Raw genomic sequence first — 22,954 nt, 5'->3', positions numbered from 1 at the left:
AACATTCAGATGGAGGATCGGGAATATGGAGTCTTTCGCGGAGCTTTTTGGTCTTGTGTTGGAAAACTGCAGGACCAAAATGTCTGATGTGGCCTTCAATGTCTGGCTTAAAGACATTGTCCCTTTGCGCCTGGAGGGATCTACGGCATATTTAAAAGTCAGTACGGAATTTAAAATGGGCATTATTCAAGATAAATATACCAAGCTCTTACAAACCTGCTTTGAGGAAGTACTGGGCTTTCCTGTGGAGATCAGCATCTCCTGCACCAGCTCTCCCCCGATCCAGCAGCAGGAACCCGCTTCCAACAGCGCTGCGATGGAGCCGTTTATCAATGGAGGCGAGTATGAATATACCTTCGCCACCTTTATTGTAGGTCCGTCCAACAAGTTTGCCCATGCAGCGTCCATCGCCGTAGCGGCCAATCCTGCCAACGCCTATAACCCGCTGTTTATCTACGGAGCCTCCGGCCTTGGCAAAACTCACCTTTTGTATGCTATCTGCGAAGATATCCGGCGAAATAAAGAAGGATATAATATCATCTATGTCAAAGGGGATGAATTTACCAACGAACTGATCAATGCGATCGGAAATAAAACCACCGCCGCTTTCCATGAAAAATATCGTCAGGCGGACGTACTTTTGGTGGACGATATCCAGTTTATCGGCGGCAAGGAAGGCACTCAGGAAGAATTTTTCCACACCTTCAATACCTTGTACGAAGCGGGAAAACAAATAGTTCTTACATCCGATAGACCGCCCAAAGAGATTAAAACCTTAGAGGACAGGCTTCGCACCCGCTTTGAATGGGGGCTGCTGGCGGACATCCAGCCGCCGGATTTTGAAACCAGAATAGCTATTATCCGCCGCAAGGCGCAGTTATTGGATATTGATATTCCAGACGACGTGGCAGAATATATTGCCAACAAGTTAAAAACGAATATTCGTCAACTGGAAGGAGTCGTAAAAAAACTAAAAGCGTACAAGCTTTTGCAGGGCACCTCCCCGTCTATTGTGATCGCCCAAAATGCTATCCGGGATATTTTAAACGACAACCTTCCGGTACCGGTGACCGTAGAGCGGATTATTTCCGAAGTGGGAAGAACCTACGGCATTTCCTCCCAGGATATCCGTTCCAACAAACGCAGCGCTCAAATTTCCGCCGCCCGTCAGGTGTCCATTTATATTGTCCGGGAAATTACTCAAATGTCTATGTCCACCATCGGAGAAGAATTTGGAGGACGGGATCACAGCACCATTGTTTATGCAATTCAGCAGGTGGAAAAAAATATGGAGCACGATCAGCGGTACAAAGAAACCATCGAAGATATTATTAAAAACATCCGGGACAGTTAACTGAAGTTTTTCACTTTCCACAATTCACCGTTTGTGAAAAACAGGAAACGGGTTTTCCAACTTTAAACGTTTTCCACCGAATTTTCCACATTTTCTAAACATTCCCCTGCTGTTTTCAAGGTCTCTGTGGAAAAAAAATAATTTTTAAACATTTCTTGTTGGTTGTCCACAGCGCAGTTTTAAAAAATTTCATGGACAAACAAAGCGTACAAGCTTATTTATAAAGATATCAACATTTCCCCATACTCTACTACTACTACTAATTATTATTATATCTCTCTATCTAAATTTAAGAGATATTCTCCCTTTGTGGAAAAACTGTCTGACAAAATAAAGGAGGTTTCCCTATGAACATTGTCTGTGACAAACAACTTTTAACCGAAGCGGTCGCCAACGTATCCCGCGCGGTTTCTTCCAAAAATACGTTAGCCGCTTTAGAAGGGGTTCTTTTAAAAGCAAAAGGCAACCAGCTTTCTTTGACCGGATATGACCTGGAGCTGGCTATCTCCACTACGATAGAAGCGAAAGTGGTGGAGGAAGGAGACATCGTATTGTCCGCCCGGCTGTTTTTAGATATGATCCGCCGGATGCCGTGTGAAACTATCAGTATTACCTCGGATGAAAAAATGCTTACAGTAGTCAAAGGTTCTATGACTGAATATACCATTTTAGGGATTCCGGCCAGCGAATATCCGGAGCTTCCTGCTGTCAGCCAGACCACCGGCATTACCTTAAATCAGGCGGCGCTGAAAAATATGATTGGTCAGACGCTGTTTGCCATAGCGGTGAGCGATACAAAACCAGTGCATACCGGAAGCTTGTTTGATATTCAAAACGGGGAACTTCATGTGGTTTCTGTGGATGGATACCGGCTGGCTATGCGGTGTGAAAAAATAGCTATGGATGGGGAATTTTCTTTTATTGTCCCGGGAAAAAGTTTGTCCGAGGTTTCCAAACTGTTAAAGGAAGAGGACAGAGAAATTGAGATTAATGTGTCAAAACGACATATTATCTTTGATGTGGGAGGATATAATGTAGTATCCAGGCTGTTGGAAGGGGAATTTTTGGATTATAAATCTGCTATTCCCAGCGGCAGCCAAACGGTTGTAAAAATAAATACCCGGGAGATGATCAGCAGTATCGAACGCGCTTCCCTGCTGATTTCGGACAATATTAAAAGCCCGCTGCGCTTGAATTTCCAAGACGGGCTGATTAAAATGTCCTGTTCTACGGCAATTGGCCGGGCGTATGATGAAATCCGCTGTGAGCAGACAGGGGATGATGTGGAAATTGGTTTTAACAGCAGGTATATGCTGGACGCGTTAAAAGCGAGCGAATGCGACCAGGTGCAGCTGATTATTAACGGTCCTCTCTCTCCGATTAAAATTGTCCCGACACAGGGAGATAAATTTGTATTTTTAGTATTGCCTGTTCGTTTAAAGAGCGAATAAGTCGGAAATTTCGATTTTTTGAAAGTTGTTTTAAATCTGCTTTTTTCATGGGAGAAATCCGGTGTTTTTAAAGCTGTGAAAAAGCGGATGTAAAATAGAAATGATAACGTTTAAGGCGGCCTTTTCTTACAGAAAAGAAAGAAATTTTACGCCTGCTTTTCTTTTAAAAGGCGCAGGGGAGGAAAAATATGGGCAGAGAAAAAATTGAAATTACCACCCCTTTTATCAAATTGGATCAGCTTTTAAAATTCTGCGGCATAGCGGAAACCGGCGGCCACGCCAAGGAGATTGTGGCCGAAGGGGCGGCGTATGTAAACGGCGAGGTTTGCACCCAGCGGGGAAAAAAAATTTATCCCGGAGACGTGCTGAGGGTAGACGAAATAGAAGTTGAGGTTATGGCCAGTGAAGATTAACCGGATAAAAATTTGTGATTTTCGGAATATACAGGAGATGGAAATCTCCTTATGTGAAAATGCAAATATTATCTATGGGGAAAACGGTCAGGGAAAGACCAACTTTATAGAAGCGGTTTGGCTGTTTACCGGAGCAAAAAGCTTTCGGGGAGCAAAAGACCCGCAGATGGTTCGGTTTGGGCAGGAAAAAGCGGTAATGGAGATGGAATTTTTCAGCGGGGAGAGAGAACAGACGGCGCGAATGGAGATCAACGGGAAAAAAACCGCCAGCGTCAATGAAATTCCTTTAAAATCCCCTGCCGATCTGGCGGGCCGGTTCTGCGCTGTGGTGTTTTCTCCCACCCATCTGAATTTGATTAAAAACGGACCTCAGGAAAAAAGACGGTTTATTGATACCTCTATCTGCCAGATCAAATCAAAATACATCCATATTTTAAATCAATACAACCGGGTGCTCAACCAGCGCAACAGCTTATTAAAAGATATGCGGTTTGTGCCTGCTTTGTATGATACTTTGGATATTTGGGATGAACGGCTTGCCAGTTACGCGGCGGTGCTGATCAAAACCAGAGCTACTTTTTTACAGCGTCTGAAGCCGTTTGCCACTGAAACGTACAAGGGGATTTCCCGGGAAAAAGAAGCCCTTGATTTTATGTATCTGTCCAGTTTGGACTGCGATTTGGAAGGGTCCATTCCGGAAATTGAAAAACAGGTGTATGAAAGCCTTCTTTCCAAGCGGGAGGAGGACAGTAAAACCGGTATTTCCAATTATGGGCCTCACCGGGATGATATTGAAATTCTCCTGGATGGGAAGAGCGCCCGAATTTATGGTTCTCAGGGCCAGCAGAGAAGCTGTGTCTTATCCTTAAAGCTGGCGGAATGTCAATTGATAAAAGAAACCATTGGAGAATATCCGGTAGTGCTGCTGGATGATGTAATGAGCGAACTGGATGCGCTTAGAAGGGATTATTTGCTTAACCATTTAAGGGACCGGCAGCTGATTATGACTTGCTGTGACAAAGCGTATTTTAAAACCCTGGGAAAAGGGATGGGATTTAAAATAAAAGAGGGAAAAGTAATTTCTTCCCGAAAATATGGGGGGTAATGGATTGTATCTTCATTTAGGCCAGGATACGGTGGTAAAAACTGATGAAATTGTGGCGATTTTTGATTTGGAAAACACCTCGATTTCTAAAATTACCAAAGGCTTTTTGGCGGATGCGGAAAAAAGCGGCCGGGTATTCAATGTATCCTATGAACTTCCAAAATCCTTTGTTATCTGTAACAGCAAAGGAAAAACAACCGTGTATATTACGCAGATTTCTTCCGCTACCCTGAAAAAACGTTCAGGGTATATGGATGATATTTCAAACGTTTAATTTGTTATTTATTTTTCGGCGGCGTTAACAGCGCGGGCTTTTTGATAGATTGTTTTTTATTTCGTCAAAAGAGAGGGAGAAAAATAGTGTCAAACACACCTCAAAATCAAAATTATGATGGATCACAAATTCAGGTATTGGAAGGGCTGGAAGCCGTTCGCAAGCGCCCTGGCATGTATATCGGCTCCACTGGGCCCAGAGGTCTTCATCACCTGGTATATGAAATTGTAGATAACTCGATTGATGAGGCGCTGGCCGGCGCCTGTTCTGAAATTGTGGTAGAAATGCTGCCGGATGACATTATCCGGGTACGGGATAACGGCCGGGGTATTCCTGTGGGCATTCAGCCGAAAATGGGGATTCCCGCGGTTACGGTGGTCTTTACTATTCTTCATGCGGGGGGAAAATTCGGCGGAAGCGGTTATAAGGTTTCCGGCGGCCTGCACGGGGTAGGCGCTTCTGTGGTGAACGCTTTGTCCGAATGGCTGGAAGTAGAGGTCTGCGACGGACAGCACCGGTATTATCAGCGGTTTGAGAGAGGAAATACCATCTGTGATTTACAGATGATGGGAGACGTGGATTACACCGGGACCCAGGTGGTGTTTAAAGCGGACCGGCAGATTTTTGAAACCACGGCATACGATTATGATACCCTGCTGACCCGGCTGCGGGAACAGGCGTTTTTAAACGCGGGGGTCAATATTGTGCTGCGGGATCTGCGCCAGCAGGAGACTGTGGAGGAAAAGCTTCAATACGAAGGCGGGATTCAAAGCTTCGTAGAATATATTCATCAGCGCAAAGGGGTAGAAGTCCTTCATGACGATGTGATTTATTTTTCCCAAAAAGACGGGGACACTACCGCTGAAGTGGCTATGCAGTACAACGACAGCTACAATGAGTTAATCTTGTCTTTCGCCAATAACATCCATACCAGCGAAGGCGGCACCCATGAGGTGGGATTTAAGGCCGCGCTGACCCGGGCGATGAACGATTATGCCCGGCGGTATAATATTTTGAAAGAAAATGATAAGAACCTTTCCGGCGAGGATGTGCGGGAAGGACTTACGACGGTAATTTCAGTCAAATTGACCGACGCCCAGTTTGAAGGCCAGACCAAAGCGAAATTGGGCAATACTTCTATACGCGCCATGGTAGACGGCATGGTTTATGACAAGCTGATTACCTATTTTGAAGAAAATCCGGCGGTCGCCAGGGCAATTATGGATAAGGCTCTTGGAGCGGCCAGGGCCAGAGAAGCGGCTAGAAAGGCAAGGGATCTTACCCGGCGCAAATCCGCGCTGGAGACCGCTTCCCTTCCGGGAAAGCTGGCGGATTGTTCTTCCAAGGATGTAAGCCAGACAGAAATTTATATCGTGGAAGGAGATTCCGCAGGCGGTTCTGCAAAAAGCGGACGGGACCGCCGGTTCCAGGCAATTCTCCCTTTGTGGGGAAAAATGCTCAATGTGGAAAAGGCCCGGCTGGACAAGGTATACGGCAACGATAAGCTAATGCCGGTCATCACTGCGCTGGGGACTGGAATTGGGGAAGAATTTGACATTGAAAAGCTCCGCTATGGAAAAGTTATTATTATGGCGGATGCGGATGTGGACGGAAGCCATATTCGTACCCTGCTGCTCACCTTCTTCTTTCGATTTATGCGCCCGCTGATCGAAGAGGGGCATATTCATATTGCCCAGCCGCCCCTGTTTAAGCTGACCAGAGGCAAACAGGTGCGTTATGCGTACTCCGATGAGGAACGGGATTTGTATATAAAAGAGCTTAACCCGGAAGGAAACGGAAAAGTGGATATTCAGCGCTACAAAGGTCTTGGCGAGATGGATCCGGAACAGCTGTGGGAAACTACGATGAATCCGGAAAGCCGTACCATGCTTCGGGTGGAAATGGCGGACGCGGTAAAAGCGGACGAAATTTTTACCGTCCTGATGGGGGACAAAGTGGGACCCCGCCGGGAATTTATTGAAAGCAACGCCAGATATGTACAAAACTTGGATATTTGATAACTTGGGAGTTCCGGGAAAAGAAAGGAGAAGATCGTTTGATGGATGAGATGGAAAAAAGAGAGCTTGACGGCGCACAGAAGATAGAAGATGAGACCCCGGTCCAAGGGGCGCAGGAGGACAAGGCCCCGGAAAGCGGCAGCCAGACGGACGAAAAGGCCGGCGCTCAAGAGGACGGGGCCGGCAACGACGAGCCTGCCCAGAACGGCGCCCAAGAGGATGGAGCCGGCGATGAGACTGTCCAGGCGGAGGAACAAGAATCCCAGGCCGGCCGGACAGAAGAGCAGACGGACAGCGAAGCGCAAGAAGAGGCCGACAGCGAGTCGGAAGACGAAGAGGATGACGAGGAGAACGACAGCCTGCCGGAAGATCTAAAAAAATATTTAAAGCTGGTATATCGGGTGCCGCTGGACGTTTACGTGGATTTCAACCGGATTTTTATGGTGCAGAATGTGAAAAAGGCAAAAAAACGCACCATTATTTTAGGGGTTATCGAAGTGATCATGGGCGTGGCGTTTTTGATCGCCATGCTGATGGGAAAGGTTCATTCCGGCCTGATTTATTATGTAATCACCTTCCTGCTCATAGCTATGGGGCTGTATGGGATGCTTTATTACAAGCTGCTCTTTGAAAAATCCCTTCGCAAAACGGTGAAAAAACATTATGAGCAGAACGATTATTTCCAGCATGACGTAATTGTCAAATTATATCCCAACCGGTTTATCGAACAGTCGGGAGAATATAAAAATGTGGTTTACTGGTACAACATCCATGAGATCAGAGAAGCGGAAAATATGTTTATGATCGTATTCGGCGACCATCGGTGCCTGCTGATCCCAAAAAGCGAAATACCTGGGCAGCTGCAGGAACTGAACCAGCGTCTGGAAAAGGTATGTACTGATTTTGAAAAACCGAGGATTAAGATATGAGTGAGAATTTGGAAAACACCATGGAACTGGAACAAGTCCCTGCTCTTGCCCCGGTGGAAGTCTCTTATCAGACCAAAGCCGAAGATTTGGAATATGGGCTGAATGTATATGATGTAAAAAGCGGACTTGCCAGGAGAAAACAGTTCCAGGCTTTTGCGATTGTGCTGGTCAGCTTTATGTTTATTGATCAGCTAGTGGCGGACCCTACCCGGATTTTAGGATGGGTGATGCTGGCTTTGTGCGCGGGGGTATTCGCTTTTATTTGGAAATATCCCGCCTATATGAACCGGAAACTTGCTGTTAATAAGGCCCAAAGCGCTCCGGAATACCGGTTGGTGATCTATCCGGGCAGTATCCATGTGGAAGCCTCGGGGGGCAGTTATGAGGTGACGTATGAGCCGGGGGTATTCGCTTACCAATGCCCTGGGAGACTGGTGATAAATTATGATAAAACACGCCTGCTCGTACTTCCCCAAAACCAAGTGGACGAGGATGCCTGGGAGAGGATAAAAGAGCTTTTAAAAGCCGGGCTGGATGATCAATACCAGGTGTACAGCGATCCCGTCAAGAAAAAAAGCCCGTTTAAGAAATCGTAGTCTGAGGAGATGTACAGATGAACAACAATGAAGAGTTTGGCACAGCCGCACGGCTGCGTGATGTGGACATCGAAAGTGAAATGAAGAAATCCTTTCTGGATTACTCCATGTCCGTTATTGTCAGCCGCGCGCTGCCCGATGTCCGCGATGGGCTGAAACCAGTGCATCGCCGTATTATTTATACCTTACATGAAAATGGCCTGACTCCGGATAAAGCCTATCGTAAATGCGCGGATACGGTTGGGTCCGTATTGGGGCGCTACCACCCCCATGGCGACGCTTCCGTTTATGACGCTATGGTCCGGCTGGCTCAGGACTTTTCCCTGCGGTATCCTTTGATCGACGGCCATGGAAACTTTGGTTCGGTAGACGGAGATCCGCCGGCGGCTTACCGTTATACAGAATCCCGTATGAGCAAAATTTCCCTGTCCTTGGTAACGGATATCGATAAGGATACGGTGGATTTTGTTTCCAACTATGACGACCGCTTAAAAGAACCCTCCGTCCTTCCCTCCCGGTTCCCCAACCTTTTGGTCAATGGCTCTACCGGAATTGCTGTGGGAATGGCAACCAACATCCCTCCCCACAATTTATCCGAGGTAATTGATGCGGTCTGTCTGCTGATTGATCATCCCCAAGCCCAGCTGGAAGAGATTATGCAGTGCATCAAAGGTCCCGACTTCCCTACCGGCGGTATTATTATGGGCCGCAGCGGGATCCGGGCGGCGTATGCTACCGGAAGAGGAAAAATTACCCTGCGGGCAAGAGCGGAAATTGAGGAAATGCACAATGGCAGAGAGCGTATTGTAGTAACCGAGCTGCCGTATATGGTGAATAAAGCAAGGCTGATTGAACATATCGCTGAAATGGTAAAAGACAAGCGGATTGAACAGATCAGCGACCTGCGGGATGAAAGCGACCGGGAAGGGATGCGTATTGTCATTGAGCTGAAACGGGACGCCAATGCCCAGGTAGTGTTAAACCAGCTGTATTCCTACTCCCAGATGCAGGATACCGTAGGGGTGATTATGCTGGCTCTGGCCGGAGGCGTTCCCAAGGTGATGCCTCTGCGGGAAATGCTTACCCACTATATCAAATTTCAAGAGGAAGTAATCACCCGCCGCACCCAGTATGACCTGAAAAAGATAAAAGAACGGGAACATGTGCTGGAAGGATTAAAAGTAGCGGTAGATAATACAGACGAAGTAATCCGCATTATCCGAAATTCCAAGGATCAGCCTGCCGCGAAAACCAATTTGATGACCCGGTTTGGAATTACCGACGCCCAGGCGTCCGCTATCGTAGCTATGCGGTTAGGACAGCTGTCCGGTTTGGAACGGATTAAGATTGAAGAAGAATTAGCCGCTATTTTGAAAAAAGTGGCTGAATATGAAGCGATTTTGGCGGACGAAGGCCGGGTGCTGGCTATTGTAAGGGAAGAGTTGGTTCAGTTCAAAGAAAAATATGGAGATGAACGCCGTACGGAAATTATGGCGGTCAGCGGCGAAGTGGACATTGAAGATTTAATCCCGGTGGAGGACTGTGTGATCACCCTCACCCATTTCGGCTATATTAAACGCCAGCGGGTGGACGCCTACCGGACCCAGCGCCGGGGAGGCAGAGGAATTTCCGGAATGAGCAGACGGGAGGAGGACTTTGTAGAAGAACTGTTTGTATGCTCTACCCATGATTATATTATGTTCTTCACCAGCAAAGGGCGGTGTTTCCGGTTAAAAGGATATGAGATCGCTGAATGTTCCCGCACCTCCCGAGGGACAAATATTGTAAATCTGCTGCAGATAGACAGCGATGAAAAAGTAACCTCCATGATCCAGGTATCTGATTTTGATGAAGAACAGCGGTATCTGGTGATGGTTACCCGTAAGGGGATTATTAAACGGACCCTGCTTTCCGCATATCGGAATGTAAGGAAAATGGGATTGATTGCCATCGGCCTGGACGAGGACGACGAGCTTGCCTGGGTGCGTCAGACAGATGGCTCCAGCGAATTGATTGTGGCCACCAAGCAGGGTATGGCCATCCGCTTTAACGAGCAGGACGCCCGTCCCCTTTCCCGTACGGCCCGCGGGGTAAAAGCCATCACCCTGTCCCCAGGAGATGAAGTGGTGGGGATGGACCGTGTGCGGGAAGAAGCGACCGTCCTGACCGTGTCCGAAGGCGGCTCCGGCAGAAGAAGCCTTGTTTCCCAGTACCGTCTCCAATCCAGGGGCGGCAAGGGAATCCGCAATTATTATGTGGATAAAAACGGTCCTGTAGCCGGAGTGAGAATAGTAGACGAGGACGACGATGTGATCATGATTACCGATGACGGAGTGATTATCCGTATCCCGGTAAATCAGATTACCATTCAGTCCAGATACGGCGGCGGCGTGCGCGCAATGCGTGTGGCCGAGGGAAGCCGTGTGGTTACCCTTGCAAGAACCCCCAAGGAAGAGGAAGAAGAAACCGCCGAAGGGGAAGTTTCTGAGGAAGAATAAAAGAACAGTAAAAAAGAGTGCTTCGATCGAAGCACTCTTTTTTTCTTCTCTCTCCCGCCTTCCCTGGGACGCCCCTCCCGGAAATCTGCAAAAAAGGGAAGGAGCGGGAGCTAAAGGGAAAAAGTTTTTTCTTAAAAGGAGAAGGGTTAAACTGACCGGCAGAAAATTTTTATCGCTGCTTTTTATTATTTTTTTGTTTTCGGAAGAAACTTGGCGCTGTAAACAGCGTATTTTTCCTGGTAATCCTCCGTCTGCCCCTTATGGAGCTGACGCAGATAATCATGCCGGTCGATCATAGCCATATCGTCGTCGGCATAGGTGATCACCGAGATTCCCACGTTGGAACAATGGTCGGCGATACGCTCCAGGTTGGAAAGGGTTTCTACATAGGGGAAAGCGGCCTCCACAGTGCATTTTCCTTTGCGCAGCCGATTGATGTGCTTGTCCTTTAAAGACTGCTCAATTTCATCTATTACCTCTTCCAAAGGTTCAATGGAAGCGGCGGAATAAACATTTCGGTTTTGAAAAGCGTCGATGGCCAAGTCAATAATCTCGTTAATGGCTTCGCAAAGCATATGAAGCTCTTCTGTGGCTTTTTTTGAAAAGGTGGTTTTGGTTTCAAACAAGCGCTGGGCGGATTCCATAATATTGGTTGCATGGTCTCCGATACGCTCAAATTCTCCTGAGATATGCAAAAGCTCTGTGACATTGCGGCTGTCGCTTTCAGAAAGCTCATATTCGCTGAGCTTCACCAAATAAGTTTCCAGCCGGTCCTCCAATTTATCCAGCACATTTTCGTTTTCGTTTATTCGTTCCACTACTTTAAAATCATAATTTTCCAGCAGACCGATGGAGTTAATAAAATTATGCTGGGCAATCAGAGCCATTTCCACAACAGCGGAGCGGGCGTGATCCACCGCAAGACCGGGGGAAATCATCAGACGTTCATCCAGTTCAATAGCGGTAACGTCCTGCACCGCATCGTCCGGACTGTCTTTTACAAGGGCGCAGGCAATTTTTTCCAAAACCCAGGCAAAGGGTATGAACAGCATGGTGACAACCACATTGAATATTGTATGGAAATTAGCAATGCCGCCTTTGTCAATGGCTTGATCCCAGAAAGGGAAGCCGATGGTGTACTGGATGGTATAACATCCGATTAAAAAAATGATCGTACCTAAAATATTAAAACTTACATGGATTGCGGCGGCGCGCTTCGCGTTTTTAGAAGCGCCGATACTCGCCAGGATAGGGGTAATGGTCGTACCGATATTTTGCCCCATAATAATAGGAAAGGCCATGGCGTAGGTAATGTGGCCGGTGGAGGAAAGGGCCTGCAAAATACCCACCGACGCGGAAGAGGACTGAATAACAGCGGTGACCACCGCGCCGACCAATACTCCGATGACCGGGTTGGCAAAGGTGGAAAACAACTGCTGGAAGGCCGGAACTTCTCCCAGAGGGCGCACCGCTTCTTCCATGGCGAACATCCCGGTAAATAAAATTCCAAAGCCCAATAAGATCTGACCGATGTCCTGACGGCGCCCCCGTTTAGAGGCCATGAACAGGATGATGCCTACAATCGAGGCTAAAGGAGCCAAGGTAGTTGGTTTTAAAATCATCAGCAAAAAGTTAGAAGATTCCAAATCTGTTAAACGGATAATATGCGCAGTAATGGTCGTACCGATATTGGCGCCCATAATGACGCCGATGGCGTTACGCAGTTTTAATACCCGGGCGTTTACCAAACCCACTACGATCACCGTGGTAGCCGAAGAGGATTGGATTGCCCCAGTTACCAGCGCCCCTAAAAGCACTCCTTTAATTACTGTATTTGTCAATGCCTCCAGCGTTTTTTCCAACCGGCCGCCGGACACCCGCTCCAGGCCGGTGCCAAGAATGGACATTCCATACAAAAACAGAGCCAGGCCCCCGAACAGCTTTACAGCCCCGAAAAAATCCAACCGGATCACCCCGTCTTTCCCTTAAATTTTACTTATTTTTTACCCTACACATACATTACTATTATATCCAACGGGACAAGTTTTGTATAGGGCCTTGGAATGTAAAATCTATGTAAAATATCATAGACATAAAATATGCACGCCAAATAAGGCGTGCATATGAAAGGAATATCATTTAACTTTTTACTGGGATATAGGGCAGATCGTATTCTGCCACAGTCAGCCCCCGGGCGCGGATCTCGTCGATCAGAGGACCTAAAATTTGAGAATTGTCCTTGGATACCGCGTGCAGCAGATAAATGGCCCCCGGATGAATAAATTTCGTTGTGCGTTCGAAAGCCGCGTCATACCCCACTTGGTTGTTAGGGTCCCAATCGGCGTAAGCAAAGCTCCAAAAAACATTTTGATATCCCATGGACTGGGCCAAAGACAGGCTTTGTACACTGAATGCTCCTTCCGGCGGACGGAAAAGAGTCATTTGATAACTATAATTTTCCAGCATATAATCATGGAGTTCTTTAATCTCCTCCATCCCTTTTTCCGGAGAAATAGCAGTGAAATTAGGATGGTGGGTGGAATGATTGCCAACGATATGTCCTTCATCGATCATACGCTGTACCAGTTCCGGCTGGGTTTTTACGTAATCCATGGTGACAAAAAATACAGCGCTGACCTGTTTTTCTTTAAGTACATCCAAAATTACCGGGGTATATCCGTTTTCATACCCCTCATCAAAAGTCAGATAAACTTTATCCGAAGTTTCCGGAGCGATAAAATATGCGCAGTATTTTTCATACTGTTCCTGCATTTGAATACTGCCCAGAGTACGGTTGTTTTCATCCACCTGAACTCCTGGTCCCCAGGTAACGGCGGTATTTTCCAGAGCACCGATTTTTTCAAAATCGGTGCTCATCGCTGTTGTGGAAGGCTCGTCCTCCAAAGGAGCGCTTTCATCTTCCAGTGCCGAAGACGGTTTGGATTCATCCATGCTGCTGGGTTCCGAACTGCTGGACGGCGCCAAAGAAGAAGAGGGCTCTATTGCGGAGGAAGAATTGTTTCCATTATCACGTGGAGTACAAGCTGTCATTGCAATTATCATTAGTAAGGATAAAAGTAAGGTTAATGTGCTTTTCATGAATTTCTTCCTTTCACAAATATATTTGCTACTGAAATAATAGTGATTATTTCTAAATTATTTTGTGCAAAGGAACGCAAAATACCATAATCACCAACAGGAATTTACTGGAAATTAATTTTTAATCCCGGAAACCACGTACAGTTTGTCCGTATCTACCACAATATCTACCGAAAAATAATCCTCCAGCGATTTTTTTAAAATATATCCTGTAGGAAGAGGAATGGTAATCTCCGCGGGAATATTTTCCCCATGGCCGGCATTAATATTTTTCCGGCACTCGCTGTGACAGATCATTAGCCTGCCTTGTGGGGATAAAATCCGGTACATATGGCGGATAATGCTTCCTCGGTTTTCAAAATGGGGAAAAGCGCCGTAAATAACCGCGCAATCGAAATCCTGTTCCCCCACATCAACTGTATCCGTACACAAGAATGTGACCCGGGGATCGGACAATTTTTCTTTGGCCCGGCGGATCATCTGGGGCGAATAGTCTACGGCTAAAATGGAAGCGGGATCTTTTTTTAAAAGATAGGGGATCAATGTTCCTGTATCGCACGCCACATAGAGAAGCCGAGCGCCGGGAGCAATTCCGCAGAGCTCCGCCAGACAGGCAAGACGCTCAGGGTCCGGATGGTGAAGGGAATCCCAGCTCTCCGCCAAATTGTCAAAAAACGCGATCTGTTCTTCTTTTTTCATGAATACATTTCTTCCTCCAACGTTGTTTTAATCTGAAATGGGATGTATGTAAAATCGTGTTGTCCTATGAAATAAGAGCAAATCTTCGATTTGCCGGGCGCGGCTAGAAAAAACCCCGGCAAAACGGTGTTTTGCCCCCGGACGGTGTCCGGGAATGGTTTCGCCTAAATGCGAAACCAAGGGGTGCACTTTGCAGCCGGCGCCCCAAAACCCGAAGGGTTTTTCCGCCTGTGGCGGCTGCAAATCTTCGATTTACTGGGCGCGGCTATAAAAAACCCCGGCAAAACGGTGTTTTGCCCCCGGACGGTGTCACAGAAGCCCCTGCTCTGATAAAGCTTTGTATTTTAAAATACCCAACTGGGTTTTGCCGTCAGGGATTTCTCCCGCCAGCACCATCTGCACCGCTTTTTCCACAGGAATTTTTTGTACGGTTAAAAACTCATTGGGATCCAGGCGCTGCTGCGTAGCGGTTAAATCAGAAGCATAATAAATATGGATAATTTCCGTATCATAAGCGGCGGTAGGATACATTTTAGCCAAAGGACGGTAAATTCCCGCCTGATATCCGGTCTCCTCTTCCAGCTCACGGCGTCCGCAGTCCGCCGGGTCCTCTCCTTTTTCCAATTTACCGGCCGGAAGTTCCAATAATACAGCTCCAAAAGGATACCGAAACTGAGAAACAAATAAAATACAGCCCTGGTGGTCCACCGCCAGCACGCACACGCCGCCATGGTGCTCTACCACTTCCCGTTTGGAAATTTTTCCGTTTTCCAGCTCTACGGTGTCCACCTTTAAGTTTAATATTTTTCCATTATAAATTGGGGTGGTATCCAGTGTTTTTTCGTAATGTTCCAAGGTTCTTTCCTCCTTTGAACGCGTTTTTCCCGGCGTCAAACATCACACGCTCCCCGGCGGATTTTCTCCGGCTTGCACAATGCCGGAAAAATACAGTCTCCCAGAAGGAGTCAAAGACTTTTTGAAAACTCCCCGAGGGTACAAACATAATGGGATAAACCCTCTACATAAGATGGGAAAGGGGTGAAGTCAATGTTTGATGAATTTTATAAAACGCCTGCCTGTTATGAAAATATACATAAAGCCGTCGTCCAGCTCAAAGGGACCTATCCCCTTCTTAAAGCTTTTCCTATTGGAAAATCTGTCCTGGGACGAAGCATTTTTGCCTTGGGGCTGGGGGATATCCATAAAGGGACATTATTTGTAGGGGGCGTCCATGGGATGGAATGGCTGACGACCCTTTTGCTGTTTCGGTTTATGGAAGATGTTCTAAAATCGGTTTATTCCAGGACCCCTTTAGCGGATATTGATATAGGAAGAGCCTTGGAAAACCGTTCTTTAGTGGTAATCCCCTGCCTAAACCCGGATGGGGTAGAAATCCAAATTAACGGCCCCAAAAGCGCCAAACATCTGGAAAGCTATGTAGAAAAAATCAGCGGCGGAGATACCAGCCGCTGGCAGGCAAACGCCCGGGGAATTGATTTAAATCACAACTTTGACGCAGGCTTCCGGGAACTGAAAAAAATGGAGGAAGCGGCAGGAATTTTTACCCCCGGCCCCACCCGCTACGGCGGAAAGTTCCCCCACAGCGAACCGGAAAGCAAAGCCCTTGTAAACTTTTGCCTGGCCTTTCATATCCGCCAGGCATACGCGTTCCACTCCCAGGGGGAGGAAATCTATTACCGCTATGGTTCCGGGACGCCGGCCCGTTCTCAGCTGATGGCCCAGGTGATGGCTTCCGCCAGCGGGTATAAGCTGTGCCAGCCGGAAGCGATCGCTTCCCACGGGGGATTTAAGGATTGGTTTATTGATAAGCTGCACCGCCCCGGATTTACCATCGAAATCGGAAGAGGCGTCAATCCCCTGCCTATAGAGGAACTGGAGCCTATTTATGCAAGACTTTTGGAAATGATGCTTATATGCGTCTTATTGTAATACGTATATTATACCCTTTTTTTCTTTGAATTTCAACGAAATGAAAAATGCCCTGGTTTAAACACCAGGGCATTTCCGCCAGAAAAATTTATTTGGACGCTTCTTCTACTGCAACCGCGCAGGCGACGGTGGCGCCTACCATGGGGTTGTTGCCCATTCCGATCAGACCCATCATTTCCACGTGGGCGGGAACGGAGGAAGAACCAGCGAACTGCGCGTCGCCGTGCATACGTCCCATGGAGTCGGTCAGCCCGTAAGAAGCAGGGCCCGCCGCCACGTTATCCGGATGCAGGGTACGTCCGGTACCGCCGCCGGAAGCGACTGAGAAGTATTTTACGCCGTTTTCATAAGACCATTTTTTATAGGTGCCCGCCACCAGATGCTGGAAACGGGTAGGATTTGTAGAGTTGCCGGTGATGGAGACGTCCACCTTTTCTTTTTTCATGATGGCTACGCCTTCCAGCACATCGTTGGCGCCGTAACATCTTACTTTCGCTTTATCCCCGTCGGAGAAAGCCACTTCACGGACAACTTTCAAATCGCCGGTGGAAAAATCATACTCGGTCTCCACATAGGTAAAGCCGTTAATTCGGGAGATAATATAAGCGGCGTCTTTGCCCAGGCCGTTGAGAATAACTCTCAGAGGGGATTTTCTTGCTTTGTTGGCGGTTCGGGCAATTCCAATCGCGCCTTCCGCGGCGGCAAAGGATTCATGTCCCGCTAAGAAGCAGAAACAATCGGTTTCTTCCCGCAGGAGCATGGCGCCCAGGTTGCCGTGACCCAGACCAACCGCCCGCTGTTCCGCAACCGAGCCGGGGATACAAAACGCCTGCAGGCCAATACCGATTGCTTCGGCGGCCTCCGCGGCGCTGGTGATTCCTTTTTTAATCGCTACAGCGGTGCCCAGGGTGTACGCCCATACGGCGTTTTCAAAAGCAATGGGCTGCACGCCTTTTACGATTGCATCTACATCGATGCCCTTTTTCAGGCAGAGATCTCTCGCATCTTCCAAAGAAGCCATGCCATATTCTTTCAGACAAGCCTCGATTTTAGGCATTCTTCTTTCCTGTCCTTCAAACTTTGCCATAGTCAAGTTACCTCCTTCTCTACTTATTCTTCACGCGGGTCAATATATTTGGGAGCGTTTTCGTAACGGCCGTAGGTACCCACGTTATTTTCGAACGCTTCTTTCGGATCTTTGCCGTGACGGATGTCTTCCAGCATTTTGCCGACTCTTACAAACTTATATCCAATGGCTTCCCCGTTGTCGTCAACAGCGATAGAAAGGATGTAACCTTCCGCCATTTCAAGATAGCGCACGCCTTTAGCCGCAGTGGAGAAGATGGTGCCTACCTGGCTGCGCAGGCCCTTGCCCAAATCCTCCAGGCCGGCGCCGATGGGAAGGCCGTCCTCCGAAAAAGCGGTCTGGGTGCGTCCGTATACCAGCTGAAGGAAAATTTCCCTCATAGCCACGTTGATCGCGTCGCAGACCAGGTCGGTGTTCAGCGCTTCCAGAATGGTTTTGCCCGGCAGGATCTCTCCGGCCATGGCCGCGCTGTGGGTCATTCCAGAACAGCCCAGGGTCTCCACCAAGGCCTCTTCTACCACGCCGTTTTTAACATTCAGAGTAAGTTTGCAGGCGCCCTGCTGGGGAGCACACCAGCCCACCCCATGGGACAGGCCGGAAATATCGCTGACTTGATAAGCTTTTACCCACTTGCCTTCCTCAGGGATCGGGGCGGGGCCATGATGAGGTCCCTTTGTGAGAGGGCACATTCTCTCAACTTCATGAGAATAGTTCATATCGATACTCCTTTCGGTTTTCTTAAAAGATATCATCCTTGTTTTATTATACTTGCATGTCCGGGGTTTATCAAGAGGGGTATTCAGCATTTGTTAAAGTTTAAACAACAATTTTTGCATGTTTTTTATGGGAAAAATGTGTATAATAACATATAGTATCCCTTCGGGGATTTTTTAGTCATTTGGAGCGGTTTTAGGAAAAGATTGACATTGACTGCCCCTGAGAGTACAATTATTCCGTTATACTATTGCCTGTTTTAAGTAAATGAACTCTGCTATAGGAAGATATTAAGAGGTGAAATAAATATGGGAATTATGAGTAAAATTTTCGGAACCTATTCCGAAAGGGAATTAAAACGGATTTATCCCATTCAGAAACAGGTTCTGGATTTGGAAGATAAATACCGGGCCATGTCCGATGAGCAGCTCAAAGCGGTGACTCCCGCTTTGAAAGAACGGCTGGGCGCGGGAGAAACCTTGGATGATATTTTGCCGGACGCCTTCGCGGCCTGCCGGGAGGCGGCCGACCGGGTGCTTGGCATGCGCCATTTCCCCGTACAGATCATCGGGGGAATTGTTTTGCACCAGGGGCGGATTTCTGAGATGCGCACCGGTGAAGGAAAAACTTTGGTGGCCACCCTGTCCGCTTATTTAAACGCTCTGACCGGCAAAGGCGTGCATATTGTTACCGTCAATGATTACCTTGCCAAGCGCGACAGCGAATGGATGGGCAAGGTATACCGTTTTATGGGACTGTCGGTAGGGCTGATTGTCCATGGGCTGACCAACTCCCAGAGAAGAGAAGCCTATGGGTGCGACATCACCTACGGCACCAACAATGAGTTTGGATTTGATTACCTGCGGGATAACATGGTGATCTATAAACAGGACATGGTCCAGCGGGGACACCACTACGCCATTGTGGACGAAGTGGACTCCATTTTGATTGATGAGGCCAGGACCCCGCTGATTATTTCCGGGGCCGGAGACAAATCCACCGATATGTATATGCGGGCGGATAAATTGGCGAAATCCCTCAAATGCTACCGCACCGCGGAAGTGGACAACAAGCAGGACAACGACGATATCGACGCGGATTATATTGTGGACGAAAAAGCCAAAACCGCTACGCTGACTCCCCGGGGGGTGCGCAAGACCGAAGAGTATTTCGGCATTGAAAATCTTACCGACGGGGACAATATGAGCATCCAGCACCATATCAATCAGGCGATCAAGGCCAACGGGGTGATGGCCCGGGATGTGGACTATGTGGTTAAAGACGGCGAGGTTATCATTGTAGATGAGTTTACCGGGCGTCTGATGCTGGGGAGGCGGTATAACGAAGGACTTCACCAGGCCATTGAAGCCAAGGAAGGCGTTCAGGTGGAGCGGGAAAGCAAAACCCTTGCCACCATCACCTTCCAGAACTTTTTCCGCATGTATGAGAAGCTGGCCGGCATGACCGGTACGGCGCTGACCGAAGCGGATGAGTTTATGGAAATTTATAAGCTGGACGTGGTGGAAATCCCCACCAACAAGCCCATCTGCCGGGACGACCATGCGGATGTTGTTTATAAAACAGAGAAAGCCAAGTTTAACGCGGTAATTGATAATATTGCCCAGTGTCATGAAAAAGGGCAGCCGGTGCTGGTGGGTACGATTTCCATTGAAAAATCCGAACTGCTCAGCCAAATGCTCAAACGCAAAGGGATCAAACATGAGGTGCTCAACGCCAAATACCATGAAAAAGAAGCGGAGATTGTCGCCCAGGCCGGCAAATACGGCGCGGTGACCATCGCTACCAACATGGCTGGGCGCGGAACGGACATTGTGCTGGGAGGAAACGCCGAGTATCTGGCCAAAGCGGATATGCGCAAGGCGGGATATGAGGACGATATTATTAACGAAGCTACCGGTTTCGCGGATACGGATAATGAGGAAATTATCCAGGCGAGAAAAGAGTATACTTCCCTGCTGCAAAAATACAAAGAGCAAATTTCAGCGGAGGCCCAAAAGGTCAAAGAAGCCGGGGGCCTGTTTATTATCGGCACCGAGCGCCATGAGAGCCGGCGTATCGACAATCAGCTCAGAGGACGGTCCGGCCGTCAGGGGGACCCGGGGGAAACCAGGTTCTTCATGTCTTTGGAGGACGATCTGATGCGGCTGTTTGGCGGCGAGCGGATCCAGAGCGTGATGGATATGATCAAAGCCGACGAGGATATGCCCATTGAGGCGAAGATCCTCTCCAACTCCATTGAAAGCGCCCAGAGCAGAGTGGAGGCCAGAAACTTTGGTATCCGGAAAAATGTGCTGCAGTTTGACGATGTAATGAACCGTCAAAGGGAGCTGATCTATTCCCAGAGAGCCAAGGTGCTGGATGGAGAGGACATCAGCGGGATCATTAAAAATATGATCCATGAAAATATCGACGCCCGGGTACGGCAGTACCTGGTGGACGACGAGGTCCATGACAACTGGAATTTGGAAGGGCTGCGGGATTACTTCTTAGGCTGGCTGACCACCAAGGACGACTTCCGCTATACAACCCAGCAGCTGGCGGAGACGACAAAAGAACAGATCCGGGATCAGCTGACCCAGCGGGCGGATGAGATTTATGCCCGCCGGGAGAAAGAATTTACTCCCCAGCGGATGCGTGAAATTGAGCGGGTAGTTCTGCTGAAGATTGTAGATACCAAGTGGATGCAGCACATCGACGATATGGAAGAGCTCAAGCGGGGAATGTATCTGCGCGGATACGCCCAGAAGGATCCGGTGGTGGAATATCGGCTGGAAGGCTTCGACATGTTTGATGCGATGATCGACAGCATCCGGGAGGATACGGTGCGGCTGCTGTACACCATTCAGGTGCGCACCAATGAGGAGCCCCGGCGGGAACAGGTGGCCAAACCCTCGCAGGAAGGCTATGGCAGCGATGGTACGGTGCAAAACAAGCCCCGTCATGTGCAAAAGGTGGGAAGAAACGATCCCTGTCCCTGCGGCAGCGGGAAAAAATATAAAAAGTGCTGCGGGGCATAAAAGTCCCCTTTAACAGCAAAAACAAAAAAGCCCGGCGCGCCGGGCTTTTTTTGGGCCTGTTTTCCAAAAATTTCCGGATAAAAAACTATACATTTTGTATATTTTTTGCCATATTTGGTTGATTTTTGAAAATAAACATACTATAATATAATATATATACGCTGATTACCGATTTGAGGGAGGAAGAACCGATGAAAAAAGTTAGATTTCTATTATGCCTGGCCCTGATCCTTGCCATGACAACCGGGATGCTGGCTCCGGCTGCCGTTGCGATTTTGGACGGGGACGGCTTTAACAAAGCTACGGTGGATAAACGGTGGGTTACCGACCGGTACGAGCCGGAAGAATTTGATGTAGCCAGAGGAAACGCCCGTTCCACCAAACTGGTGAAGGACTCCAAAGGCAACTATGACGAAGTGGATAACGACGGAAAAGTAAAAACTCTGCGCCTTACTGTGGGAAGCGGCGGATTTTATCAGAACCGGCCGGCCGACCGCAAAAGTGATTACTATATGGTCCAGGGAAAGAAACTTCCCGTGGAAACCTCGTCTAAAAACACCTGGACGGTTACAGGAAAATTGTATGTAGGCCAGGCGTACTTCTCCGGCAGTGATCAGCGCAGAACCCAGCTGAGCGTTTACTTAAAGGACGGCGAAGGAAATCCGATTGAAATCTGCCCCACCCTTTCCCTGCATAAAAACGGCGACAACTCCCCCATTTGGAGATATTATAATCCCAAGGGCAAAGGAGCCAGAGGCTGGAATACCGGCGACAGCTTCCTGAACAAAGACAACGAGCTGGAAGAGCTGTATGTGGAGGAAGGCTGGGTAACAGTCATGATCAAGTGCAACAAAGGCGTGATCACCTACTGGATCGGCAACAAAAAGATCGGCAACTGCACCCTGGATACCACCGACGTTTATCCTCAGGCGATTGCGGTAAACGCCTATAACTATGGGAAGGAATATACAGTCGAATGGGATAACATCTATCTGTACGACGGTTCCTACGCCCTGCCGAAAGCGGACAATAACGATTAAAACATGAGAACCTCCCTCCTGCCAGGCAGGAGGGAGGTTTTTTGCATGGTATGGACCATGGGGGCAGAACTTGAAGGAAACAAAAGCATTTGGCAGGAGAGGGAAGCAAATACTAGGAAAATCCAGGAAAATGGAGATATACTGCGGTAATAATGCACTAAAATTGAAAAAAAAACAGGATAAAATCGTCAGTGGTTACAGGAAAGCGGAAAAAAGAAAAATAAGTCTGAAATTTGCTTGAAATCATGGAAAAATGAGGCTAATATTTTATTTGTTAAAAATGGGTCAATCCGTGTATGAAATATGACTGGCTCCCAGAGGGGAAAACGTCCTTTCTTTGAAAGAATTTTTAAGCGGCAAGGGAGGAATATGTAAGTGGAACGAGTGATTCAAATGCTGGTGGAATGCGACAAAAAAGCGCGGGATCTGGTGCAGCAGGCCAAACAGCAGCGCCAGGAGGAACTGGACCATCTGTCCGACCACAAATATGCCATCGCGGTCCAGTACAATAAAAAGGCCACGTCCCGGCTGGAGATGATGCGCAGCCAGATGGAGCAGGAAAAAACCGAACAAATCACCCAGGTTAAAAAGCAATGCGACGCTCAGCTTGCCCAGCTTAAAGAAACCTATGAGGCCAACAAGGACAGATGGGTGGATGAAATTGTCCGGCGCTGTATTGACGGGTGAGC

At 48.1% G+C, this 22,954-nt stretch carries 20 protein-coding genes; 14 read left to right on the top strand and 6 right to left on the bottom strand.

What is annotated here, in order from left to right:
* Positions 1 to 25 precede the first annotated feature (25 nt).
* From dnaA to gyrA, 9 genes are all read left to right on the top strand, one after another.
* On the top strand, positions 26 to 1,354 hold the full coding sequence (dnaA, locus tag H8705_RS12045; protein ID WP_262396037.1) for a chromosomal replication initiator protein DnaA: 1,329 nt from the start codon (positions 26 to 28) through the stop codon (positions 1,352 to 1,354).
* A gap of 347 nt (positions 1,355 to 1,701) precedes the next feature.
* Positions 1,702 to 2,805, top strand: a complete 1,104-nt coding sequence (gene dnaN / locus H8705_RS12040; protein ID WP_262396036.1) for a DNA polymerase III subunit beta — start codon at positions 1,702 to 1,704, stop codon at positions 2,803 to 2,805.
* 188 nt (positions 2,806 to 2,993) lie between these two features.
* Complete coding sequence (locus tag H8705_RS12035; RefSeq protein WP_262396035.1) at positions 2,994 to 3,218, top strand: RNA-binding S4 domain-containing protein; 225 nt, start codon at positions 2,994 to 2,996, stop codon at positions 3,216 to 3,218.
* On the top strand, positions 3,208 to 4,323 hold the full coding sequence (gene recF / locus H8705_RS12030) for a DNA replication/repair protein RecF (protein ID WP_262396034.1): 1,116 nt from the start codon (positions 3,208 to 3,210) through the stop codon (positions 4,321 to 4,323). Before H8705_RS12035 ends, recF begins: the two co-directional genes overlap by 11 nt.
* A gap of 4 nt (positions 4,324 to 4,327) precedes the next feature.
* Entirely contained in the window at positions 4,328 to 4,597 is a 270-nt protein-coding gene (remB, locus tag H8705_RS12025; RefSeq protein ID WP_262396033.1) for an extracellular matrix regulator RemB, read from the top strand.
* Positions 4,598 to 4,683: 86 nt separating this feature from the next.
* Positions 4,684 to 6,615, top strand: a complete 1,932-nt coding sequence (gyrB, locus tag H8705_RS12020) for a DNA topoisomerase (ATP-hydrolyzing) subunit B (RefSeq protein WP_262396032.1) — start codon at positions 4,684 to 4,686, stop codon at positions 6,613 to 6,615.
* Between the two features lie 41 nt (positions 6,616 to 6,656).
* A complete protein-coding gene (locus H8705_RS12015) occupies positions 6,657 to 7,544 on the top strand; it encodes a YcxB family protein (RefSeq protein ID WP_262396031.1) in 888 nt (295 codons plus the stop codon).
* Positions 7,541 to 8,140: a hypothetical protein gene (locus tag H8705_RS12010; RefSeq protein WP_262396030.1), complete on the top strand. Its 600-nt coding sequence runs from the start codon at positions 7,541 to 7,543 to the stop codon at positions 8,138 to 8,140. Before H8705_RS12015 ends, H8705_RS12010 begins: the two co-directional genes overlap by 4 nt.
* Before the next feature lie 17 nt (positions 8,141 to 8,157).
* Positions 8,158 to 10,638 carry a DNA gyrase subunit A gene (gene gyrA, locus H8705_RS12005; protein ID WP_262396029.1) on the top strand — a complete coding sequence of 827 codons (2,481 nt, stop codon included), beginning with the start codon at positions 8,158 to 8,160 and terminating at the stop codon, positions 10,636 to 10,638.
* A gap of 185 nt (positions 10,639 to 10,823) precedes the next feature.
* Here gyrA and H8705_RS12000 read toward each other — a convergent pair whose 3' ends face one another.
* The 4 genes from H8705_RS12000 to H8705_RS11985 all read right to left on the bottom strand — a co-directional run bounded on the left by H8705_RS12000 (position 10,824) and on the right by H8705_RS11985 (position 15,291).
* On the bottom strand, positions 10,824 to 12,602 hold the full coding sequence (locus H8705_RS12000; RefSeq protein WP_262396028.1) for a Na/Pi cotransporter family protein: 1,779 nt from the start codon (positions 12,600 to 12,602) through the stop codon (positions 10,824 to 10,826).
* A gap of 175 nt (positions 12,603 to 12,777) precedes the next feature.
* Positions 12,778 to 13,737 (bottom strand): polysaccharide deacetylase family protein, encoded by a 960-nt coding sequence (locus H8705_RS11995; protein WP_262396027.1) that lies wholly within the window; start codon positions 13,735 to 13,737, stop codon positions 12,778 to 12,780.
* A gap of 114 nt (positions 13,738 to 13,851) precedes the next feature.
* Positions 13,852 to 14,436, bottom strand: a complete 585-nt coding sequence (locus tag H8705_RS11990; RefSeq protein WP_262396026.1) for a class I SAM-dependent methyltransferase — start codon at positions 14,434 to 14,436, stop codon at positions 13,852 to 13,854.
* A 309-nt stretch (positions 14,437 to 14,745) separates the two neighbouring features.
* Positions 14,746 to 15,291, bottom strand: a complete 546-nt coding sequence (locus H8705_RS11985) for an NUDIX domain-containing protein (RefSeq protein WP_262396025.1) — start codon at positions 15,289 to 15,291, stop codon at positions 14,746 to 14,748.
* Positions 15,292 to 15,483: 192 nt separating this feature from the next.
* On the opposite strand from H8705_RS11985, the gene H8705_RS11980 reads away from it, so the two are divergent.
* Entirely contained in the window at positions 15,484 to 16,386 is a 903-nt protein-coding gene (locus H8705_RS11980) for a M14 family metallopeptidase (protein ID WP_262396024.1), read from the top strand.
* 88 nt (positions 16,387 to 16,474) lie between these two features.
* Here the strand turns inward: H8705_RS11980 and H8705_RS11975 are convergent, their stop codons facing one another.
* Positions 16,475 to 17,473: a GGGtGRT protein gene (locus H8705_RS11975; protein WP_262396023.1), complete on the bottom strand. Its 999-nt coding sequence runs from the start codon at positions 17,471 to 17,473 to the stop codon at positions 16,475 to 16,477.
* A gap of 23 nt (positions 17,474 to 17,496) precedes the next feature.
* Positions 17,497 to 18,189: an iron-sulfur cluster assembly scaffold protein gene (locus H8705_RS11970; RefSeq protein WP_262396022.1), complete on the bottom strand. Its 693-nt coding sequence runs from the start codon at positions 18,187 to 18,189 to the stop codon at positions 17,497 to 17,499.
* 306 nt (positions 18,190 to 18,495) lie between these two features.
* Here H8705_RS11970 and secA point away from each other — a divergent pair, with 306 nt between their 5' ends.
* The 4 genes from secA (at position 18,496) to H8705_RS11950 (ending at position 22,952) form a co-directional block, all read left to right on the top strand.
* Positions 18,496 to 21,225, top strand: a complete 2,730-nt coding sequence (gene secA / locus H8705_RS11965) for a preprotein translocase subunit SecA (protein ID WP_262396021.1) — start codon at positions 18,496 to 18,498, stop codon at positions 21,223 to 21,225.
* Between the two features lie 191 nt (positions 21,226 to 21,416).
* Positions 21,417 to 22,265, top strand: a complete 849-nt coding sequence (locus tag H8705_RS11960; RefSeq protein ID WP_262396020.1) for a hypothetical protein — start codon at positions 21,417 to 21,419, stop codon at positions 22,263 to 22,265.
* A gap of 70 nt (positions 22,266 to 22,335) precedes the next feature.
* Entirely contained in the window at positions 22,336 to 22,506 is a 171-nt protein-coding gene (locus H8705_RS11955; protein ID WP_262396019.1) for a hypothetical protein, read from the top strand.
* 134 nt (positions 22,507 to 22,640) lie between these two features.
* Positions 22,641 to 22,952, top strand: a complete 312-nt coding sequence (locus H8705_RS11950) for a hypothetical protein (protein WP_262396018.1) — start codon at positions 22,641 to 22,643, stop codon at positions 22,950 to 22,952.
* Positions 22,953 to 22,954: the final 2 nt, after the last annotated feature.

Origin of the sequence: Youxingia wuxianensis (assembly GCF_014385085.1) — a bacterium.
Taxonomy (GTDB): Bacteria; Bacillota; Clostridia; order Oscillospirales; family Ruminococcaceae; genus Youxingia; species Youxingia wuxianensis.
The sequence above is the reverse complement of the archived record's forward strand: the minus strand, read 5'-3'. Positions and strand labels throughout refer to the sequence as shown.